The organism is Streptomyces sp. NBC_00887 (genome assembly GCF_045207585.1).
Window position 1 is genome coordinate 4226854 of record NZ_CP108788.1, and the last position, 20858, is coordinate 4247711.

The window sequence follows — 20858 nt, forward strand, 5'->3', positions numbered from 1 at the left end:
TTTCCAACTCCTTCAGGTGTTACTTTCGCGCGTTGCTCTTCCGCCGGTTCGCAATGAGCTGTCCGACGAGTACCACCGCCACGGCGATGACGAACATGGCCGTACCGATGACGTTGATCTGCACAGGTGTACCGCGCTGCGCCGATCCCCAGACGAACATGGGGAAGGTCACCGTGGAGCCCGCGTTGAAATTGGTGATGATGAAATCGTCGAAGGAGAGCGCGAACGCGAGCAGCGCGCCCGCCGCGATCCCGGGAGCGGCGATCGGGAAGGTCACCCGCACGAACGTCTGCACGGGGCCCGCGTAGAGATCGCGTGCGGCTTCCTCGAGCCTCGGGTCCATCGACATCACACGCGCCTTGACCGCCGTCACCACGAAGCTGAGGCAGAACATGATGTGCGCGATCAGCACGGTCCAGAAGCCGAGCTCGGCTCCCATGTTGAGGAAGAGCGTGAGCAGCGAGGCGGCCATGACGACCTCGGGCATCGCCATCGGCAGGAAGATCAGCGAGTTGATCGCGCCGCGCGCCCGGAAGCGGTAGCGGACCAGCGCGAAGGCGATCATCGTGCCGAGCACGGTCGCGCCGACGGTCGCCCAGACGGCGATCCGGAGCGAGAGCCCGAGCGATCCGCACAGGTCGGCGACGCCGCAGGGGTCCTTCCAGGCGTCCAGCGAGAACCGCTGCCAGGCGTAGTTGAAGCGGCCGTTCGGCTTGTTGAAGGAGAACACCATCACGACGATGTTCGGCAGGATCATGTACGCGAGGGTCAGCAGACCCGCGATCACGATCAGGTTCCGGCGAATCCAGCGGAGTACGGGCATCAGACCAGGTCCTCCGTCCCGGAGCGGCGGATGTAGAAGGTGACCATGAGCAGGACCACCGCCATGAGGATGAAGGAGAGGGCGGCCGCCGTCGGGTAGTCCAGGACTCTCAGGAACTGGGTCTGGATGACGCTGCCGACCATCTTGGTGTCCGTGGAGCCGAGCAGCTCCGCGTTGACGTAGTCGCCGCTGGCCGGGATGAAGGTCAGCAGGGTTCCGGAGACCACCCCGGGCATGGACAGCGGGAACGTCACCTTGCGGAAGGTGGTGGCGGGGGTGGCGTACAGGTCGCCGGCCGCCTCGTGCAGCCGGCCGTCGATCCGCTCCAGCGAGGTGTAGAGCGGCAGGATCATGAACGGCAGGAAGTTGTACGTCAGACCGCAGACGACGGCCATCGGGGTGGCCAGGACGCGGTTGTTCTCCGTCCAGCCGAGCCAGCTGGTGACGTCCAGGACGTGCAGGCTGTCCATGACGTCGACGACCGCGCCGCCGTCCGCGAGGATCGTCTTCCAGGCCAGCGTCCGGATGAGGAAGCTGGTGAAGAACGGCGCGATGACCAGCACGAGCACCAGGTTGCGCCAGCGTCCCGCCTTGAAGGCGATCAGGTAGGCGAGCGGGTAGCCCAGCAGCAGGCACAGGAACGTGGCGGTGCCGGCGTACAGCAGGGACCGGATGAACTGCGGGTAGTAGTCGGCGAAGGCGTCCCAGTACGTCCGGAAGTGCCAGGTGACCTGGAAGCCCTTCTCCAGGGATCCGGTCTGTACGGAGGTCGACGCCTGGTAGACCATCGGCAGCGCGAAGAAGACGATCAGCCACAGGATGCCGGGGAGCAGCAGCCAGTACGGGATGAGCCTCTTGCGGGTGGAGGGCTTGCGGGTGGAGGGCTTGCGGATCTTCGGTTCGGTGGGTGGCGCCGGCGGCGCGTCGGTGACGCTCACGCCGCGTCCTCCACGCTCTCCACGCCCGCGTCCATGTCCTGTGCGGCGTCCAGGCCGAAGGTGTGTGCGGGGTTCCAGTGCAGGACGACCTCGGCGCCGGGGACCAGGCCCGCGCGGTGGTCGACGTTCTGCTCGTACACGTGCAGTGCCTTGCCGGCCGGGCTCTCGACGACGTACTGCGTGGAGACACCGATGAAGCTCGAGTCGGCGATCCGTCCGGTGACCCGGTTGCGGCCGTCGGCTATCGCGTCCGCCTCCTCGGCGCGCACCAGGGAGATCTTCTCGGGGCGGATGCCGACGAGCAGCCTGCCGCCGCTCACCGTGGGGGCGGAACACCGGCCGCCGGGCAGCCGGAGCTTCCCGCCGCCGGCCGAGACGACGATGTCCGTGCCCGCGGAGACGATCTCGGCCTCGATGAGGTTGGAGGTCCCGAGGAAGTTCGCCACGAAGGTGGTCTGCGGGTTCTCGTACAGGTCGGCGGGGGTGCCGAGCTGCTCGACCCGGCCGCCGTTCATCACCGCGACGGTGTCGGCCATGGTCATGGCCTCCTCCTGATCGTGGGTGACGTGGATGAACGTGATGCCGACCTCGGTCTGGATCCGTTTGAGTTCGAGCTGCATCTGGCGGCGCAGTTTGAGGTCGAGCGCGCCCAGCGGCTCGTCGAGCAGCAGCACCTGGGGGTGGTTGATGAGTGCGCGGGCCACGGCGACGCGCTGCTGCTGGCCTCCGGAGAGCTGGTGCGGTTTGCGCCGGGCGAAGTCTCCGAGCTGGACGAGATCCAGCATCTCCCCCACCTGCTTCTTCACGGACTTGATGCCGCGGCGGCGCAGCCCGAAGGCGACGTTCTCGGAGACGTCGAGGTGCGGGAACAGCGCGTAGCTCTGGAAGACGGTGTTGACGGGCCGTTTGTACGGGGGCAGGCCCGTGATGTCCTTGCCGCCGAGCGAGACCGTGCCTGTGGTGGCTTCCTCCAGGCCCGCGATCATCCGCAGGGTGGTGGTCTTGCCGCAGCCGGACGCGCCGAGCAGGGCGAAGAAGGAGCCCTGGGGGACGGTCAGGTCGAGTGGCTGTACGGCGGTGAAGGAGCCGAATGTCTTGCTGATCCCGGTGAGACGGACGTCGCCGCCCGCTGTCTGCTGCTGTGTCATGGGTCGCAGTCCCAGTGGTGTCGAGTGAGTTCGGGAGGGGGAACGGGCCGGTCAGGCGCCGATGAGCTTGGCGAACTTCTCCTCGTACGCCGTCTCTTCCTTGGAGCTGAGCGAACGGAAGGAACGCGACTTCGCGGCCATTTCCCTGTCCGGGAGGATCAGCGTGTTCGAGGCCATCGCCGGGTCGATCTTCGCGAGCTCCGCGGCGACCCCGTCGACCGGGCAGACGTAGTTGATGTACGCGGCGAGCTGGGCGGCGACCGGGGGCTCGTAGTAGTAGTCGATGAGCTTCTCGGCGTTGGTCTTGTGCCGGGCCTTGGCCGGGACCAGCAGGTTGTCGCTGGAGGTGATGTATCCGGCGGCGGGTATCGCGAACTTGATGTCGGGGTTGTCGGCCTGCAGCTGGATGATGTCGCCGGCCCAGGCGACACAGGCCGCCAGGTCGCCCTTGCTGAGGTCCGCGGTGTAGTCGTTGCCGGTGAAGCGGCGTATCTGCTTCTTGTCGACGGCCTTCTGCAGCCTGCCTATCGCGGCGTCGAAGTCGGCGTCGGTGAACGCCCCGGGGTCCTTGCCCATGTCGAGCAGGGTCAGACCGACGGAGTCGCGCATCTCGGAGAGGAAGGCGACCTTGCCCTTGAGCTTCGGGTCGTCGAGCAGCTGGGTGACGGAGTCGACCTTGCGGCCGCCGGTCGCCTTCACGTTGTACGCGATGACGGTGGGGATGCCGGTCCAGGGATAGGAGTAGGCGCGTCCCGGGTCCCAGTCGGGGCTGCGGAACTGGGCCGAGAGGTTGGCGAACGCGTGCGGCAGGTTCGCCGGGTCGAGCTTCTGCGCCCAGCCGAGCCGGATGATGCGGGCGGCCAGCCAGTCGGTGACGACGACGAGGTCGCGCCCGGTGTCCTGGCCCGCGGCCAGCTGCGGTTTGATCTTTCCGAAGAACTCGACGTTGTCGTTGATGTCCTCGGTGTACTTGACCTTGATCCCGGTGCGCTTCGTGAACGCCTGCAGCGTCGGGCGGCTCTTCTCGTCCTCGCTGACGTCCATGTACTCGGTCCAGTTGGAGAAGTTGATCTGCTTCTCACGGGCCGAGTGGTCGTCGGAAGCCGCCGCGTCCCCTTCCCGCTTGGCGGGCGGTATTCCGCACGCGCCGAGCGTGCCTATGCCGCCGAGCGTGAGGGCGCCGGCGCCGGAGGCGCGCAGCAGTGAACGGCGGGTGAGGGCGCCCCTGCCTGTGGTCAGGCTGCGCCTCATCGCGGCCGACTGGGCCGTGGAGAGGTGCTCGGGCTCGTACTGCTCCATACGCGTTGCCCTTCCGGGTGGGTGGGCCGCCGGGCGGCGGCCGTTGCTATCGGTCCCCGAAGACGGTGCGGTGCCAGTCCTTCCTGGCCACCGCGGAGTTGTCATACATGACGTGTTTGACCTGCGTGTACTCGTCGAAGGAGTACGACGACATGTCCTTGCCGAAGCCGCTGGCCTTGTATCCGCCGTGCGGCATCTCGCTGATGATCGGGATGTGGTCGTTGATCCACACGCAGCCCGCCCCGATCTCACGGGTGGCGCGGTTCGCCCGGTACAGGTCGCGGGTCCATGCGGAGGCGGCGAGTCCGTACGGGGTGTCGTTGGCGAGGCGGATTCCCTCGTCGTCGGTGTCGAAGGGCAGCACGACCAGGACCGGACCGAAGATCTCCGAGTTCACGATCTCGCTGTCCTGGGCGGCGTCCTTGATCAGCGTCGGCCGGTAGTAGGCGCCGGCCGCGAGGTCTCCCCCGGGGGCCTCGCCGCCGGTGACGACGGTGGCGTACGACCGGGCGCGCTCGACGAAGGCGGCGACGCGGTCGCGCTGTGCGTGGCTGATCAGCGGGCCGAGGTCGGTCGACGGATCGAAGGGGTCACCGAGCCGCACGCTCTCCATCAGTTCGGCGACTCCCGCCACGAAGGCGTCGTACAGCGGGCGCTGGACGTAGGCGCGGGTGGCGGCGGTGCAGTCCTGGCCGGTGTTGATGAGAGATCCGGCGACCGCTCCGTTGACCGCGGCCTCGAGGTCGGCGTCGTCGAACACCAGGAAGGGCGCCTTGCCACCGAGCTCCAGGTGGAGGCGCGTGACGGTGGAGGCCGCGATCTCGGCGACGCGCTTGCCGACGGCCGTGGAGCCGGTGAACGAGGTCATGACGACGTCGGGGTGGCCGACGAGGTGCTCACCGGCGACCTTCCCGGCGCCGCAGACGATGTTGATCACGCCGTCCGGGATGCCTGCCTCGGTGGCCGCCTGGGCGAACATCAACGAGGTCAGCGGGGTGATCTCGGCGGGCTTCAGCACGATGGTGTTACCCGCGGCGACGGCCGGGAGGATCTTCCAGGCCGCCATCTGGAGCGGGTAGTTCCAGGGAGCGACGGAGCCGACGACCCCGATCGCCTCGCGGCGTACGTAGGAGGTGTGGTCCCCGCTGTACTCGCCGGCCGACTTTCCTTCCAGGTTGCGGGCGGCGCCCGCGAAGAAGGAGGTGTTGTCGACGGTTCCGGGCACGTCGAACTCGGTGGAGAGCTTGACGGGCTTGCCGCACTGCAGGGACTCGGCGTACGCGAAGTCGGCGGCCTGCGCGTCGAGTACGGCGGCGAAGCGGTGCAGCAGTGCGGACCGCTCGGCCGGCGTGGCGCCGGACCACGCGGGGAACGCCTCGCGGGCGGCGGCGACGGCCGCGTCGACATCGTCCGTACCGGCGAGCTCGTAGCGGTAGACCGTCCTGCCCGTCGCAGGGTCCACCACCTCCTGGTGGTGTCCCGATGTGCCGGGCAGCAGTGTCCCGCCGATGTACTGCGCACCCTCCGCGAAGCGGTCCTGCACCTGGAAGCCGTTACCCATGACGTTCTCCTCCGCTGTCCCCGTGATCCGGGGGCGGCGTAGCTTCTTCCCGAATTGAGTGCCGATCCTGACAGAGCAGACCTCTACCAACAAGGGATTCCGTTGTTTCCTTTTGGTTACGCGACGGAATCTGTCGACCATGTGTCGTGCGGGTACGGAAATCCCCATACGGACTGTCCGTGGCGGATGCCAGACTCGGCTGCCATGGGACAGGAACACATGGACGACCTCCTGGCGCGCGCGGCACGCGGGGAGCGCATGAAGTACCTGCCGTTCTGGGGACACCGGCCCCGCGCGGACGGCCGTCTCGGCGAGAGCTGCCTCAGCCAGTGGTGGCCCGCGCCGTTCACGGTGGATTCGGTGACCTACGCGTCGGCGGAGCACTGGATGATGGCCGGCAAGGCACGGCTCTTCGGTGACGCGGAGGCGGAGCACGAGGCCGTGGCGGCGAGCAGCCCGGCGGCGGCGAAGAAGGTGGGCCGGCTCGTACGGGGCTTCGACGACGGCGTCTGGGTGCGCGAGCGGTTCGCACTGGTGGTGGAGGGAAGCGTCCACAAGTTCGGCCAGGACCCGGCACTGCGCGCGTTTCTGCTGGGGACGGGGAACCGCGTGCTGGTGGAGGCGAGCCCCATGGACCGGATCTGGGGCATCGGACTGGCCAAGGACGACGCGAGGACCGCGGACCCGGCTGCGTGGCGGGGGCTGAATCTTCTGGGGTTCGCCCTCATGGAGGCACGTACGCGGCTGCGCACGACATGAAACGGCCCGTGGCGGGACCGGGGAGGAGTTCCCCGGCCCCGCCACGGGCGGTTCCTGCGGTCAGCGCGCGGCGCCGACGACCAGTGAGGTCGCGTACGGGTCGTCGTAGTCGTAGTCGCTCTTGCCGGACTCCTCGTTGGCGACGGCCCAGATCAGGAATCCGAGGAACACCGCACTGATCAGAATGGAGATCGAGCCCAGGATGATCCCGGCGAGCGCCATGCCGCCGTTGGTCGCCTCGCCCCGCTTGGCGCGGCCCCGGCCGATGATGCCGAAGATCAGCGCGAGGATCCCGAGGATGATGCCGAGTCCCCACATGCAGAAGCCGACCACCGCGATGATGCCGAGCACCATCGCCGCGATGCCGAGCCCGTTCGCGGGTGCCGGGCCCCAGGCCGGCTGGCCGCCGTAGCCGGGGTATCCCGGGTAGCCGCCGTACGGAGCGGCGGGCGCCGCGGGCGCCGCCGGGTAGCCGTACTGTCCGGCGGGCGGCGGGGTGGGCTGTCCCGGTCCGTTCGGTGCGATCGGCGGCGGCGGTACGTCGGCCGTCGGCGGCCCGAAGCCTCCGCCGGCCCCCGGTATCTGCCCGGTCCCCGGATCGATGCCCGGCATGGACGTGACGGTCTGCTGGTCGTGCACCCCCGGCGGACGCGCGTCGGCCGCCTTGCCCAGCTCCACCCTGCTATCCGGCGGTGCCCACGGATCGCGCGGCCCGCCCCCGGGCTGCTGTGTGTTGTCTGACATGGGCCTCCCCCATCGTGGTCCCGCCATGCTACGGCCCGCCCCACGGCAGCCGGGCCCCGCCTACGATGATCGACGCAGCCGGTGACGCCCGGCCGATACACGAGATCCGGGAGAATCCGATGAACGATCTGCACCCCTTCATCGCGGGGCTGCCCAAGGCCGAGCTCCACGTGCACCACGTCGGTTCCGCCTCGCCCCGCATCGTGGCCGAGCTGGCTGCCCACCACCCCGACTCCAAGGTCCCCACGGACCCGGAGGCGCTGTCGGACTTCTTCACCTTCACCGACTTCGGTCACTTCATCGACGTCTACCTCTCCGTGGTGGACCTGATCCGCACCCCCGAGGACGTCCGGCTGCTGACGTTCGAGGTCGCCCGGGACATGGCGCGGCAGAACATCCGTTACGCGGAACTGACCGTGACCCCCTTCAGCTCGACCCGCCGGGGCATCCCTGAGCAGGGCTTCATGGAGGCGATCGAGGACGCGCGGAAGTCCGCCGAGGCCGAGCTCGGGGTCGTCCTCCGCTGGTGCTTCGACATCCCGGGCGAGGCCGGTCTCGAGGCCGCCGAGGAGACCACCCGGCTCGCCGTGGACCTGCGGCCCGAGGGGCTCGTCTCCTTCGGTCTCGGCGGGCCGGAGGTCGGGGTGGACCGCCCCCAGTTCAAGCCCTACTTCGACCGGGCGATCGCCGAGGGCCTGCACTCCGTTCCGCACGCCGGGGAGACCACGGGTCCCCAGACCGTCTGGGACGCGCTCACCGCACTGCGCGCCGAGCGCATCGGTCACGGCACCAGCTCCGTCCAGGACCCGAAGCTGCTGGCCCACCTCGCCGAGCACCGCATCGCCCTGGAGGTCTGCCCGACGTCGAACATCGCGACCCGCGCCGTCGCCGACATCGAACAGCACCCGGTGAAGGAGATGGTCCGGGCAGGGGTTCTCGTCACGATCAACAGCGACGACCCGCCGATGTTCGGTACCGACCTCAACAACGAGTACGCGGTGGCGGCCCGGCTTCTGGGTCTGGACGAGCTCGGTCTGGCCGACCTGGCCAAGAACGCGGTGGAGGCCTCGTACCTGGACCCGGCGGGCAAGCGAACGCTGGCCGCCGAGATCGACACGTACACGGCGAACTGGCTGGAGGCGCCCGGCCGGTGACCTCCGAGGTCACAATGGACGCATGGCCACCACCGTCACCGCCGTGGGACATCGCGGCGATCCGTACCGTGCCCGCGAGAACACGCTCCCGTCGATCCGCTCGGCCCTCGAACGGGGGGCCGACGCGGTGGAGATCGATGTCCGCGTCACCCGTGACGGGGTGCCCGTCCTCCTCCACGACGCCACGCTGGAGCGTCTGTGGGGTCACGACATCCACCTGGACCGGATCGAACACCGGGAGCTCGTGGAGGTGACCGGCGGCGGGGTCCCCACCCTGCGCGAGGCACTGTCCGCCGTCGGTGCCCACCGGATCATGCTGGATCTGCCCGGTTCCACGGACGCCTCGGTACGCGCCGTCGTCGGCGTGGTCCGCGAGTGCGGGGCGGGCGAGCGTGTGTACTACTGCGCGGGCCCGGCGGCGATGCTGCGGGTACGTGCCGCGGATCCGTCCGCGGAGATCGCGCTGACCTGGACATCGCTCGCGCCGCCCCGCCCCGTACTGCTCGACACCGTGAAGCCGCACTGGCTGAACTACCGGTTCGGGCTGCTGAGCCCCGAACTGACGGACCGTATCCACCGGGACGGGCTGCTCGTCTCCGCCTGGACGGCCGACACCAGGCGCACCATGCGCCGGCTGGTCGCGTACGGCGTCGACTCGGTCACCACCAACCGGATCGACGTCCTGCGCGCTCTTCTTGCCAACTCCCCGTCCGGAGAGGCTTCTTGATCGGTCCGGCATCATGGGTGCCACGTCATTCGTGATGTCCCCCACCGGCGCCCGAGGAGCAGAAGTGACCGACCCCCGCACGGCATCCGCCCGTGTCCGTTCCGACATCGCCCACAACTCCCGGGTGTGGAACTACTGGCTGGGCGGCCAGGACAACCACCCCGTGGACCGTGTGGTCGGCGACCGGGTGACCGCCATGTATCCGAGCATCGGCGAAGTGGCCCGCGCCGACCGCGCGTTCCTCGGCCGGGTGGTCCACCATCTGGCCGGGGACGTCGGCATCGGCCAGTTCCTGGACATAGGCACCGGCCTGCCGACGGCGAACAACACCCATGAGGTGGCCCAGCACACGGCGCCCGACGCCCGCATCGTCTATGTCGACAACGACCCGACGGTGCTCGCGCACGCACGCTCCCTGCTCACCAGCTCCCCCGAAGGGGCCACCGAGTACCTCGACGCGGACGCCCGCGACACGGAGCGCATCCTGCGCGCCGCGGAGCGGACCCTGGATCTGCGGCGCCCGGTCGCGGTGATGATGCTCGGCGTCCTCAACTTCGTCCTGGACACGGACGAGGCGCGTTCCGCCGTGACCGGGCTGATGGACGCGCTGCCGTCCGGCAGCCACCTGGTGCTCACCCACCCCACGCTGGAGCTGGGCGGCGAGGGCAACGAGGCCGCGATGAGCTTCTGGAACAAGAACGCCACCCCGCCGATCACCGCCCGCAGCCGCTTCGAGTTCGCCTCGTTCCTGGACGGCCTGGACATCCTGGACCCGGGCATCGTGTCGTGCTCCCGCTGGCGCGCCGACGCCCGCACCGGGGGACCCGAAGTCGCCCAGTTCGGGGCTGTGGGCCGGAAGCCCTGATGCGGATACCGGGCAGCCGGTGGCTTCCGCGCCGGGCGTGGGCCGTCGACGTCGCCGTCGCCCTTCTGGTGCAGGCCGCCGTCACCATGCCGTTCGTGGTGCCCCGCTCGGCCGAACTGCCGGAGGCCACCTGGCCCTCGTACGGCCTGACGACGCTGACCGTTCTGCCGCTGGTGGCCCGTCGGCGCGCCCCGGTCTCCGTGCTGCTCCTGGTGCTCGCGGCGGGCGCCCTGTACAAGTTCTCCGTCGACGGCCCAGGACAGCCCCTGCCGTACACCGGACTGGTGGCCTTCTACACCGTGGCCGAGCTGTCCTCGCCGCGGCAGCGGGCGGCGGTGGCGGCGCTGGTCCTGGCGGCGGTGTTCCCGTCGGTGGCGAAGAACACCGGAGAGGCCAGGGAGCTGCTGTTCTCGCTGTTCGTGTTCGCGGCGGCGTACGCCTTCGGGCGGTTCACCCACACCCGCAAGGCGTACATCCGGGCGATGGAGGACCGGGCGCGGCAACGGGAGGAGACCCACCGGATCGAGGCGGAGCAGGCCGCCGCGCGGGAACGGGCCCGGATCGCCCGGGAGATGCACGACATCCTCTCCCACGCCGTGAGCCTGATGATCGTGCAGGCGGAGGCCGGCCCGGTCGCGGTGCGCACGGCGCCGGAGCGGGCGGAGGCGGCGTTCGACGCCATCTCGGAGACCGGCCGGGACGCGATGATGCAGCTGCGCCGGATGCTCGGCGTGCTGCGGGAGGAGGGCCCCGGACAACCGCCCCCACCGCGTTCTCCGCAGCCCGTACTGGCTGAGCTGCCGGGTCTGCTGGAGCGGGTGCGGTCCGGGGGCCCGGCGGTGACGTACACGACGACGGGGCAGCCGCGGCCGCTTCCCGCGGACACGGAGGCCACCGTCTACCGGATCGTGCAGGAGGCACTGACGAACGTCGTCAAGCACGCCGGGGCGCACCGCGCCCGGGTCGAACTCGGCTACGCCACGACCGGGCTGACCATCACCGTCACGGACGACGGGCGGGGCCCGGGGACCACGACCGGGCTCGGGCTGGCCGGCATCCGTGAGCGGGCGGCCGCGCACGGCGGCACGGCCCTGGCCGGGGCGGGCCCCGGGGGCGAGGGGTTCCAGGTGCTCGTCACCCTGCCCCTTGTAACCTCCGTCGAGGGGGTGGGGAGTTGACGATCCGTGTGGTGGTGGCCGACGACCAGGAGCTGGTGCGCAGCGGCTTCGCGATGATCCTGGACGCGCAGCCCGACATCGAGGTCCTCGCCGAGGCGGGGGACGGCGCGCAGGCGCTGGACGCGGTGCGCAGCCTGCGGCCGGACGTGGCGCTGCTGGACATCCGCATGCCCGTCATGGACGGTATCGAGTCCTGCCGGGCCATCAGTGCGCAGACCGCCTGCCGCACGGTCATGCTGACGACGTTCGACTCGGACGAGTACGTCTACGAGGCGCTCCACGCGGGCGCGAGCGGCTTTCTGCTCAAGGACGTCCGGCGAGACGACCTGGTGCACGCGGTGAGGGTGGTGGCCGCAGGGGACTCGCTGCTCGCCCCGTCCGTGGCCCGTCGGCTGATCGCCGAGTACACCTCGCGCCCGGCGGTCCGGTCCGCGCCGGAGCCGGAACGGCTGGCTGCGCTCACCGCCCGCGAGCGGGAGACGCTGCTGCATCTGGCGCGCGGCCTGTCCAACGCGGAGATCGCGGCCGCGCTCGTGGTCAGCGAGCACACGGTCAAGACCCACGTGGGCAACGTGCTGTCCAAACTGGGGCTGCGGGACCGCATCCAGGCGGTCATCTGCGCGTACGAGACAGGGCTCGTCGCTCCCTCGCCGGAGGGAGGGGCCGCTCCGCTCTCCCCCGCCCAGGGGAGGAGACCTCCCCCACAGGACCCCTCGGTCGGGTGATCCGCCGAGGGCCGGGGACGAACAGGATGGATCCGTCGAGCAGTTACGGATTCCACTCCCCGGAGGCACCGATGAACACCCGCACGCGCACGCTTCTCGCCGGAGCCCTCGTCCTGGCCGTCGTGGCGGGCCCGGCCGCGCCCGCCCTGGCGAACGGCCCTGCCCCTGCCGCACCGGCCGGCGCGAGCTCCCATGAGATCCCCGAGGCGGCCGCACTGCGCGCGGCGATCTCCGGCCTCCCCGCCGAGGACGCCACCGCAGCACTCGTACGGGTGGGCGGCAGCGACGGCACCTGGCACGGCAGCTCGGGCGTGCACGATCTGGACTCGAACCGTCCGGCCGATCCGCGGGCTCGGTTCCGGGCCGGATCGGTGACCAAGGTCTTCACCGCGGCCACGGCCCTGCAACTGGCGGGCGAGGGGAAGCTGGACCTCGACCGGACGGCCAGGCACTACCTCCCGGACCTGATCCCCGCCGCGTACGGGCAGGTCACCGTCCGGCAGCTGCTCAACCACACCAGCGGGATACCGGCCGCGGGCATGCCCGGAGGGACCATCGAGGAGTGGTACGCGCACGCTTCGACCTGTACACACCGCGCGGCATGGTCGCCTCGGCCACGGCGAAGGAGCCGGAGTTCGCCCCCGGTGGGAGCCAGCACTACCTCAACATCAACTACACGGTGCTGGGACTCCTGATCGAGCAGGTGACCGGCGACTCCTACGCCCACCAGGTGAGTGAGCGCGTCCTGCGCCCGCTGGGCCTGCGCTCCACGTCGTTCCCCGGCACCGACCCGCATATCCGTGGCCCGCACAATCACGGCTACCAGGTGTTCGCCACGCCCGGCGGTGGGACGGAGCTGCGGGACGTGTCGGTGTGGGGCACCACCGACGGCTGGGCGGCGGGGGACATCATCTCGACCACCGCCGACCTGGAGCGCTTCACCACCGCGCTGTTCCGGGGGCGGGTGGTGCGCGGTCCGCTGCTGGAGGAGATGTTCACGCTGCCCGGCCCCTCGGTGCGTACGTACGGAACCGGCAAGCCCGCCCAGTTCGGCGCGGGCCTGAGTGTGATGACGCTGGGCGGGCGTGAGGTGTGGGGGAAGACGGGTGGCCGCTACGGGTACAACTCACTGGTGGCGGCCACCCGTGATCTGTCCCGCACGCTGGTGTACAGCATCAACTCGACGAACGCGAAGGGCCAGGACATGAATGCCACGGCGATGGACGTAGTCGTGGCGGCCTTCGGCGCCCCGTCCGCCGGCTGAGCCCATGGGCGGTCGACCTCGGCCGGCCGGGTCAGGCCGGCACCGGGACCGGCACCGGTGCCTCCTGCGCCGCTTCCAGTCGCTTGATCATGCGGCGGACGACGAGCAGCGGGAGGATGCCGAACACCCCGAAGGACATGTCGATGACGGTCCACCAGAAGGGGATGTCCCGGATCGGTCCGCAGATCAGGGCCAGCGGGATGATCCCGGCACAGGCGATCATGCCGAACTCGATGACCCAGATGTTGCGGACCGGATCGCGGTAGGGGCCGTAGAAGGCGACCGCGATGACCAGGTGGGCGAAGGCCAGCCAGTCGGTGCCGTAGAGCACGAAGGGGTACTTCGCGTCGGCCTCGTCGAGGCCGGTCCGGACCCGGGTGATCCATTCCATGAGTGCAGGGAAGTGCTCGGGGACAGGAGAGGCGGAGGACCCCAGCAGGTCCTCCGTCCAGCGCAGTTCGTGCACCAGGGGGAAGGCGGTCAGACCGCTCAGCACCAGGCAGACGATGAAGAGGACCAACCACACGCGTATGCGCCGCAAGAGGGCTCGCTCGCTCATGTCCGCAGCGTACGCCCATCATGAACACGTTCAAAAGCGGGGGTGGCACCCGTTGGCGCGAGTCGCCGGTGGACCCTCCGGCGCACCTCAGGTCGCACCTCGCTGCGGCTCGCCGCAGGCTCAGAGTCCGACGATGGAGTTCCACTTCTTCGCGAAGCCGGTGCGCTCCTCGGAGGTGATGTCGCGGGCGATGGCGAGCCGTTCACGCATCGCGTCGTCGGGGAAGATCAGTGGATCCTCGGCGAGCGCGGCGGTCTCCTCGTCCTTCGAGGAGGCCAGGATCTCGCGGGCGGCGGGTACCGGGCAGACGTAGTTGACCCAGGTGGCCAGTTCGGCGGCGACCTCCGGCTCGTAGTAGTAGTCGACGAGCCTCTCCGCATTGCGCTTGTGGGCGGCCAGGTTGGGGATCATGAGCGACTCCGCCCAGAGCTCGGCACCCTCCTCGGGCACCACGAACTCGATGCCGGGGTTGTCGGCCTGGAGCTGGATGACGTCCCCGGAGTACGCCTGGCAGGCGAGCACATCGCCGTTGGCCAGGTCCTTGATGTAGTCGTTGCCCGTGAAGCGGCGGATGTGCCGACTCCTCACACGCTTCTCCACCTGCTCGCACATCCGGTGGAAATCATCGGCGGTCCACCGGGTGATGTCGGCCCCGTCGCCCTGCATGAGCAGGGCGAACGCCTCGTCGAGCCCGGAGAGCAGCGTCACCCTGCCGCGCAGATCGTCCGCCCAGAGCTCGCTCGTGTGCCGGATCTCCCGCCCGAGCTTCTCGCGGTTGTACGCGATGCCGGTGATCCCTGACTGCCAGGGCACACTGTGCAGCCGCCCCTCGTCGAAGGCGGGTGAACGCAGCTGCGGGTCCAGGTACTTGGCAACATTGGGCTGCTCGGAGCGGTCCATCTCCTGCACCCAGCCGAGTCGTACGAACCGGGCGGCCATCCAGTCGCTGACGACGACGAGGTCCCGGCCCGTCGGCTGGTGGTTCATCAGCGCCGGGCTGATCTTCCCGAAGAACTCGTCGTTGTCGTTGATCTCCTCGGTGTACGAGACGGAGATCCCGGTCCGCCGGGAGAACGCGTCGAGCGTGGGCCGCTTCGACTCGTCCTCGTCGTCGGTGTCGATGTAGAGCGGCCAGTTGGCGAAGTGGAGCGAGTGGTCGCGGTCCGAGCTGTCGCGTCCGGAGCGTTCACCGGGCTCCACATAGGCGGCGGGCACTCCGCAGCCGGTCAGGGCGGTACCGGCCGCTCCCGCGCCGAGGGCGCGCAGCAGGGAGCGACGGGACATGAGGTGTTCCGGAATCGAGCGCACCCGCGCAGGATGCCCGTCCCCCGCGACGGCGGGCAATGGACCAACCGTCCAGCGGAGACCGCCCCTTCCGCACACCATGTCCATGCCGTGCGACGCGGTGCGTGCCGTGCGCCCCGCGGGAGGCTCCCGGGACGCCGAACGGCCCCGGACCGGAGCCCGGGGCCGTTCGCGCGCGGCGTCGGTCGTTCGCCGACCGGCGCCGGTCAGTCGCCGAGCGACGTCATGACGTGCTTGATCCGGGTGTAGTCCTCGAAACCGTACGCCGAAAGGTCCTTGCCGTAGCCGGACTTCTTGAATCCGCCGTGCGGCATCTCGGCGACGAGCGGGATGTGGGTGTTGATCCACACGCAGCCGAAGTCGAGGCTCTTCGACATCCGCATCGCGCGGGCGTGGTCCTTGGTCCACACCGAGGAGGCCAGCGCGTACTCGACGCCGTTGGCGTACTCGAGCGCCTGGGCCTCGTCCGTGAAGGACTGGACGGTGATGACGGGGCCGAAGACCTCGTGCTGGATGATCTCGTCGTCCTGCTTGAGGCCGGAGACGACGGTCGGGGCGTAGAAGTAGCCCTTGTCGCCGACCCGGTGGCCGCCCGCCTCGACCTTGGCGTGTGCGGGGAGGCGCTCGATGAAGCCGCTGACCTGCGCCAGCTGGTTGGCGTTGTTGAGCGGGCCGTACAGCACGTCCTCGTCGTCCGGCAGGCCGGTCTTCGTGTCGGCCGCCGCCTTGGCGAGGGCGGTGACGAACTCGTCGTGGATGGACTCGTGGACCATGACGCGGGTCGCGGCCGTACAGTCCTGGCCGGCGTTGAAGTAGCCCGCGACGGAGATGCCCTCGACGGCCTTGGCGATGTCGGTGTCCTCGAAGACCACGACCGGGGCCTTGCCGCCGAGCTCCAGGTGGACGCGCTTGACGTCCTTGGCCGCGGACTCGGCCACCTGCATACCGGCGCGTACCGAGCCGGTGATGGACGCCATCGCCGGGGTCCGGTGCTCGACCATCGCGCGGCCGGTCTCACGGTCGCCGCAGATGACGTTGAAGACGCCCTTGGGGAGGATCTGCCCGATGATCTCGGCGATCAGCACGGTCGACGCCGGGGTGGTGTCGGACGGCTTGATGACGACGGTGTTGCCCGCGGCGAGCGCCGGGGCGAACTTCCAGACGGCCATCATCATCGGGTAGTTCCACGGGGCGACCTGCGCGCAGACGCCCACGGGCTCGCGGCGCACGATCGAGGTCAGGCCCTCCATGTACTCGCCGGCCGAGCGGCCCTCGAGCAGCCGGGCGGCACCCGCGAAGAAGCGGATCTGGTCCACCATGGGCGGGATCTCTTCGGTACGGGTGAGCTCCAGCGGCTTGCCGGTGTTCTCCGACTCCGCCGCGATGAGGTCCTCGGCCCTCTCCTCGAACGCGTCCGCGATCTTCAGCAGCGCCTTCTGGCGCTCGGCGGGGGTCACGTCGCGCCATGCGGGGAACGCGGCGGCAGCGGCGTCCATGGCGGCATCGACGTCGGCCTGTCCGGAGAGCGGGGAGGTCGCGTAGACCTCCTCCGTCACCGGGTTGACCACGTCGATGGTCCGCCCGTCCGCGGCGTCCCGGAACTCTCCGTTGATGTAGTTGCGCAGACGGCGCACCTCGGTGGTCACAACCACCACTCCTGTCGGCTGTCCGATGGGTGAGACTTCCACCCTAAACGCTGCGGCGACGCTTTCGACATACCCACCCACCGGGAACTTCGGATTCGGTGATATTCAGGTGCCCAGACAACGAATTTCATCGATTTGGGCTTGCCAGACAGACGAGTCGGGGTGCAGAGTGGGTGCGTGGCCAGTCGTAGCGCAGACTCCAGGACCGGGAACGGGTCGTCACCCGCGGTCGATGCCGTGTCCCTCGCAATCATCGAACAGCTCCAGGAGGACGGACGTCGGCCGTACGCCGCGATAGGCAAGGCCGTCGGCCTCTCCGAAGCGGCCGTGCGCCAGCGCGTCCAGAAGCTGCTCGACCAGGGCGTGATGCAGATCGTCGCCGTCACGGACCCGCTGACCGTGGGCTTCCGGCGCCAGGCCATGGTCGGCGTCAACGTCGAGGGCGACGTCGACCCCGTGGCCGAGGCGCTGTCGGCGATGACCGAATGCGAGTACGTGGTGATGACCGCGGGCTCCTTCGACCTGATGGTGGAGATCGTCTGCGAGGACGACGACCACCTGCTGGAGACGATCAACAGACGCATCCGGGCCGTTCCCGGAGTGCGCTCCACCGAGAGCTTCGTCTACCTCAAGCTGAAGAAGCAGACCTATATGTGGGGAACCCGATAGCCGTGAGCAAGGACCTCAGCCGAACCGCGTACGACCACCTGTGGATGCACTTCACCCGCATGTCGGACTACGAGAACGCGCCCGTTCCCACCATCGTGCGTGGCGAGGGCACCCACATCTACGACGACAAGGGCAAGCGCTACCTCGACGGCCTGTCCGGCCTCTTCGTGGTGAACGCCGGACACGGCCGCCACGAGCTCGCCGAGGCCGCGTACAAGCAGGCGCAGGAGCTGGCCTTCTTCCCGGTGTGGTCCTACGCCCACCCGAAGGCCGTCGAGCTGGCCGAGCGTCTCGCCACGCACGCGCCGGGCGACCTCAACAAGGTCTTCTTCACCACGGGTGGCGGCGAGGCCGTCGAGACCGCCTGGAAGCTGGCCAAGCAGTACTTCAAGCTCACGGGCAAGCCGACCAAGTACAAGGTCATCTCGCGTGCGGTCGCCTATCACGGCACCCCGCAGGGCGCCCTGTCCATCACCGGCCTGCCGGCCCTCAAGGCCCCCTTCGAGCCGCTGGTCCCCGGCGCGCACAAGGTCCCGAACACCAACATCTACCGCGCCCCGCTCTTCGGCGACGACCCGGAGGCCTTCGGCCGCTGGGCCGCCGACCAGATCGAGCAGGAGATCCTCTTCGAGGGTGCGGACACCGTCGCGGCCGTCTTCCTGGAGCCCGTGCAGAACGCCGGCGGCTGCTTCCCGCCCCCGCCCGGCTACTTCCAGCGGGTCCGCGAGATCTGCGACCGGCACGACGTGCTGCTCGTCTCCGACGAGGTCATCTGCGCCTTCGGCCGGCTCGGAACGATGTTCGCCTGCGACAAGTTCGACTACGTACCGGACATGATCACCTGCGCCAAGGGCATGACCTCGGGCTACTCCCCCATCGGCGCCTGCATCATCTCCGACCGGCTGGCCGAGCCGTTCTACCGGGGCGGCAACACCTTCCTGCACGGCTACACCTTCGGCGGCCACCCGGTCTCCGCAGCGGTCGGTCTCGCCAACCTCGACATCTTCGAGCGCGAGGGTCTCAACCAGCACGTCCTGGACAACGAGAACGCCTTCCTCACCACGCTGCAGAAACTGCACGACCTGCCGATCGTCGGCGACGTCCGCGGCAACGGCTTCTTCTACGGCATCGAGCTGGTGAAGGACAAGGCCACCAAGGAGACCTTCACCGACGAGGAGACCGAGCGCGTCCTGTACGGCTTCCTCTCCAAGGCGCTGTACGAGAACGGCCTGTACTGCCGGGCCGACGACCGCGGGGACCCGGTCGTCCAGCTCGCTCCGCCGCTGATCTCCGACCAGTCGACGTTCGACGAGATCGAAGGCATCCTGCGGAGCGTGCTGACGGAGGCCTGGACGAAGCTCTGACCGATGCTCCGGCCACCGGTCGCACCGCTTCCGGCAGTCATTTCATACGGTCCACACGGCCCGGATACACCCGTTCGAGTGAGAAGGGGTGCATCCGGGCCGTGTGCTGTCCCGACACCCCGCTCCGACTACCTAGCGTGCCGAGTGACCGATCGGCCCTGTCTTCGTCCCCCGTACGGGGGAACGGGAAATCTGATCTGAACCGAGGTGTACGCCATGGTGGCCCCGCCGGACAACGACGTGATCTGGGCACGTTCCCTGCACCATTCCCACAACGGATCACCGGGGCTCGGCGGTGTCTCCCTCGGCGTCCGCGACGGTGAGGTCCTCGCCGTCACGGGCCCCCGGGGCAGTGGCAAGACGACGCTGCTGCACTGCCTCTCCGGCCAGTTGGTGCCCCAGCAGGGCGAAGTCTGGTTCAACAGCGTCCCCATCCACACCATGGGCCCGCGGCTGCGCGAGCAGCTCCGCCGCGACCGCTTCGGCTGGATCGCCGCCGAGCCCCAGCTCGTGCCGGAGCTGACCACCTGGGAGAACGCCGCTCTTCCGCTGCTGCTGCGGGGCGTCTCGCACCGGACGGCGAAGAAGGCCGCGATGGAGTGGCTCGAGCGCCTCGACATCGGGATGCTCGCCAAGAAGCGCCCGCACACACTGCTCCAGGCGCAGCGTCAGCGGATCTCCGTGGCCCGCGCCCTGACCGCGTCACCGTCCGTGATCTTCGCGGACGAGCCGACCGCGACCCTCCACCGTCCGGAGCGCGCGCAGCTGCTGCGTACCCTGACCACGGCGACGCGGTCCCACGGCATCACCGTCGTGCTCGCCACCCATGATGCCGAGGTCGCCACCCTCGCCGACCGCGCGGTCTCCCTGCTGGACGGCCGTCATGTCACCACCGTCGCCCTGCCCGCCGTATCGGATACGGAAGGCCGCTCGGCGTGCTCGCTCTCCGTCTGACCCGTGGTTCCCATCCCCTGGTCCTGACGCGGCGGCTGCTCGTCGCGGCCGCGTCGGCCGGTGTCGGCTTCCTCCTCCTGTGCACCCTCGGGTACGCCTCCTCGCACCCGGCGCACGCCTCGACCTCCGTGCTGAGGCTGCTGTGGTGTGCTGTTCCGCTGGCCGCGACGGTGCAGTTCGCGGTCGCGGTGGCGCGTACCGATCCGAGTACACGCCCACGTCCGGGGCTCTTCGCCGTGGGGCTCGGGCCGGTCCGGCTGAGCGTGCTCGCCGCCGTGTCCACCGCGGTGTCCACCACGCTGGGTTCGATGGTCGCCCTGCTCTTCTTCCTCCATCTGCGGGGCGATCTGACCGGGCTGCCGTTCGACGGCGGTGCCGCCGAACTCCTCGGCGCCGATGCCCCGTTGCCGCTGGCGGCCGCGCTGATGCTGCTGACCCTCGTGCCGCTGGCCTCGGCGGCGGCGAGCGGCCTCGCACTGCGCTCACGGCCCGTCGCACCGTCCGAGGCCCAGGAGGCGGAGGAGCTTCTCACCCCCGTACCTGCACCGACGGGGCTCCCGTGGGGAGTCGCGCTGACGGCGGCCGGCCTCGCTGTCGAGGCGTACGCGAACCGCGGTTCGGCGGGCAGCCCCTTCCCGCTGCCGGGGAGGCTGGACTCCACTCCGGCGAGCGTGCTGGTGGGCTGGACCCTCACGGCGATCGGCCTGGCCATGGCCGGTCCCGGTCTGACCCACCTCTGCGGGCGGCTGCTCCAGGCGGTGCGCCCCGGGGCCGTACGTCTGCTGGCGGGAAGGGTCCTGATGGACGAGGCGCGCCGGATCGGCCGTCCGCTCGGGATCGTCTGCGCGGTGCTGTCCGGGGTGATCGCGGGCTCGGTGCTGTACGACGGCGGGCCGCGGCCCTTCGGCCCGCTCACCGCGCTCGGCGCCGTACTCGTCCTGGGCTGTACGACGGCGACGCTACTGACCTCCGCGCTGGAGGCCAAGCAGTCCCGGACCCGTACGGCCGAGACCCTGCTGCGGCTCGGTGCCCCGGCCTCCTCGCTCCGCGCCGCCGCCGCCCTGCGGGCACTGGTGCTGCTGGCTGTCTTCGCCCCGCTGACCTGGGCGATCGCGGAGCTGGCGGCCCTTCCTCTGACGGGGTGAGACCCGGCGCCGCGGTGGTCCGTAGCATGGC

The 20858-nt window shown here is 69.7% G+C and carries 19 protein-coding genes and 1 pseudogene; 11 read left to right on the forward strand and 9 right to left on the reverse strand.

Translation table 11 applies throughout. From position 1 onward, the window contains the following. Positions 1–19: 19 nt before the first annotated feature. Genes OG844_RS19105 through OG844_RS19125 form a run of 5 tightly spaced genes read right to left on the reverse strand, consistent with a single transcriptional unit; the run spans position 20 to position 5769 of the window. A complete protein-coding gene (locus tag OG844_RS19105; protein ID WP_406391790.1) occupies positions 20–823 on the reverse strand; it encodes an ABC transporter permease in 804 nt (267 codons plus the stop codon). After that, positions 823–1761 carry an ABC transporter permease gene (locus tag OG844_RS19110; protein ID WP_406391791.1) on the reverse strand — a complete coding sequence of 313 codons (939 nt, stop codon included), beginning with the start codon at positions 1759–1761 and terminating at the stop codon, positions 823–825. The genes OG844_RS19105 and OG844_RS19110 overlap by 1 nt, the downstream gene beginning before the upstream one ends. After that, positions 1758–2909, reverse strand: coding sequence for an ABC transporter ATP-binding protein (locus OG844_RS19115; protein ID WP_406391793.1), 1152 nt, complete (start codon positions 2907–2909; stop codon positions 1758–1760). The genes OG844_RS19110 and OG844_RS19115 overlap by 4 nt, the downstream gene beginning before the upstream one ends. Before the next feature lie 51 nt (positions 2910–2960). Then, a complete protein-coding gene (locus OG844_RS19120) occupies positions 2961–4208 on the reverse strand; it encodes a PotD/PotF family extracellular solute-binding protein (RefSeq protein WP_406391795.1) in 1248 nt (415 codons plus the stop codon). A gap of 46 nt (positions 4209–4254) precedes the next feature. Next, the gene (locus OG844_RS19125; RefSeq protein ID WP_406391797.1) at positions 4255–5769 is read right to left on the reverse strand and encodes a gamma-aminobutyraldehyde dehydrogenase; all 1515 of its coding nucleotides are present in this window, start codon (positions 5767–5769) and stop codon (positions 4255–4257) included. A gap of 219 nt (positions 5770–5988) precedes the next feature. Between OG844_RS19125 and OG844_RS19130 the strand changes: the two genes are divergently transcribed. Continuing rightward, a complete protein-coding gene (locus tag OG844_RS19130; protein WP_406396183.1) occupies positions 5989–6528 on the forward strand; it encodes an NADAR family protein in 540 nt (179 codons plus the stop codon). Between the two features lie 60 nt (positions 6529–6588). On the opposite strand, the gene OG844_RS19135 is transcribed toward OG844_RS19130, so the two are convergent. Further along, entirely contained in the window at positions 6589–7272 is a 684-nt protein-coding gene (locus tag OG844_RS19135; RefSeq protein ID WP_406391799.1) for a DUF4190 domain-containing protein, read from the reverse strand. Positions 7273–7391: 119 nt separating this feature from the next. Here OG844_RS19135 and OG844_RS19140 point away from each other — a divergent pair, with 119 nt between their 5' ends. The 6 genes and pseudogenes from OG844_RS19140 (at position 7392) to OG844_RS19165 (ending at position 13185) form a co-directional block, all read left to right on the forward strand. Next, positions 7392–8426, forward strand: a complete 1035-nt coding sequence (locus tag OG844_RS19140; RefSeq protein WP_406391800.1) for an adenosine deaminase — start codon at positions 7392–7394, stop codon at positions 8424–8426. A 22-nt stretch (positions 8427–8448) separates the two neighbouring features. Then, positions 8449–9153 carry a glycerophosphodiester phosphodiesterase gene (locus tag OG844_RS19145; protein ID WP_406391802.1) on the forward strand — a complete coding sequence of 235 codons (705 nt, stop codon included), beginning with the start codon at positions 8449–8451 and terminating at the stop codon, positions 9151–9153. Positions 9154–9187: 34 nt separating this feature from the next. Beyond that, a complete protein-coding gene (locus tag OG844_RS19150; protein WP_406396184.1) occupies positions 9188–10018 on the forward strand; it encodes an SAM-dependent methyltransferase in 831 nt (276 codons plus the stop codon). Further along, complete coding sequence (locus OG844_RS19155; RefSeq protein WP_406391803.1) at positions 10018–11196, forward strand: sensor histidine kinase; 1179 nt, start codon at positions 10018–10020, stop codon at positions 11194–11196. Before OG844_RS19150 ends, OG844_RS19155 begins: the two co-directional genes overlap by 1 nt. Continuing rightward, a complete protein-coding gene (locus tag OG844_RS19160; RefSeq protein WP_406391805.1) occupies positions 11193–11921 on the forward strand; it encodes a response regulator in 729 nt (242 codons plus the stop codon). Before OG844_RS19155 ends, OG844_RS19160 begins: the two co-directional genes overlap by 4 nt. Before the next feature lie 71 nt (positions 11922–11992). Then, positions 11993–13185, forward strand: a pseudogene (locus OG844_RS19165) (serine hydrolase domain-containing protein). Between the two features lie 31 nt (positions 13186–13216). On the opposite strand, the gene OG844_RS19170 reads toward OG844_RS19165, so the two are convergent. From OG844_RS19170 to OG844_RS19180, 3 genes are all read right to left on the reverse strand, one after another. After that, the gene (locus OG844_RS19170) at positions 13217–13744 is read right to left on the reverse strand and encodes a hypothetical protein (RefSeq protein WP_406391807.1); all 528 of its coding nucleotides are present in this window, start codon (positions 13742–13744) and stop codon (positions 13217–13219) included. A 120-nt stretch (positions 13745–13864) separates the two neighbouring features. Then, the gene (locus tag OG844_RS19175) at positions 13865–15028 is read right to left on the reverse strand and encodes a spermidine/putrescine ABC transporter substrate-binding protein (RefSeq protein WP_406391809.1); all 1164 of its coding nucleotides are present in this window, start codon (positions 15026–15028) and stop codon (positions 13865–13867) included. A gap of 227 nt (positions 15029–15255) precedes the next feature. Next, positions 15256–16695, reverse strand: a complete 1440-nt coding sequence (locus OG844_RS19180) for a gamma-aminobutyraldehyde dehydrogenase (protein ID WP_356427982.1) — start codon at positions 16693–16695, stop codon at positions 15256–15258. 177 nt (positions 16696–16872) lie between these two features. Between OG844_RS19180 and OG844_RS19185 the strand changes: the two genes are divergently transcribed. The 4 genes from OG844_RS19185 (at position 16873) to OG844_RS19200 (ending at position 20827) form a co-directional block, all read left to right on the forward strand. Next, complete coding sequence (locus OG844_RS19185; protein WP_383177361.1) at positions 16873–17364, forward strand: Lrp/AsnC family transcriptional regulator; 492 nt, start codon at positions 16873–16875, stop codon at positions 17362–17364. Further along, positions 17349–18728: an aspartate aminotransferase family protein gene (locus tag OG844_RS19190; protein ID WP_329206916.1), complete on the forward strand. Its 1380-nt coding sequence runs from the start codon at positions 17349–17351 to the stop codon at positions 18726–18728. The genes OG844_RS19185 and OG844_RS19190 overlap by 16 nt, the downstream gene beginning before the upstream one ends. 216 nt (positions 18729–18944) lie before the next feature. Then, positions 18945–19682 carry an ABC transporter ATP-binding protein gene (locus OG844_RS19195; protein ID WP_406391812.1) on the forward strand — a complete coding sequence of 246 codons (738 nt, stop codon included), beginning with the start codon at positions 18945–18947 and terminating at the stop codon, positions 19680–19682. Beyond that, entirely contained in the window at positions 19664–20827 is a 1164-nt protein-coding gene (locus OG844_RS19200; protein ID WP_406391813.1) for a hypothetical protein, read from the forward strand. Before OG844_RS19195 ends, OG844_RS19200 begins: the two co-directional genes overlap by 19 nt. The last annotated feature ends 31 nt before the right edge of the window (positions 20828–20858 follow it).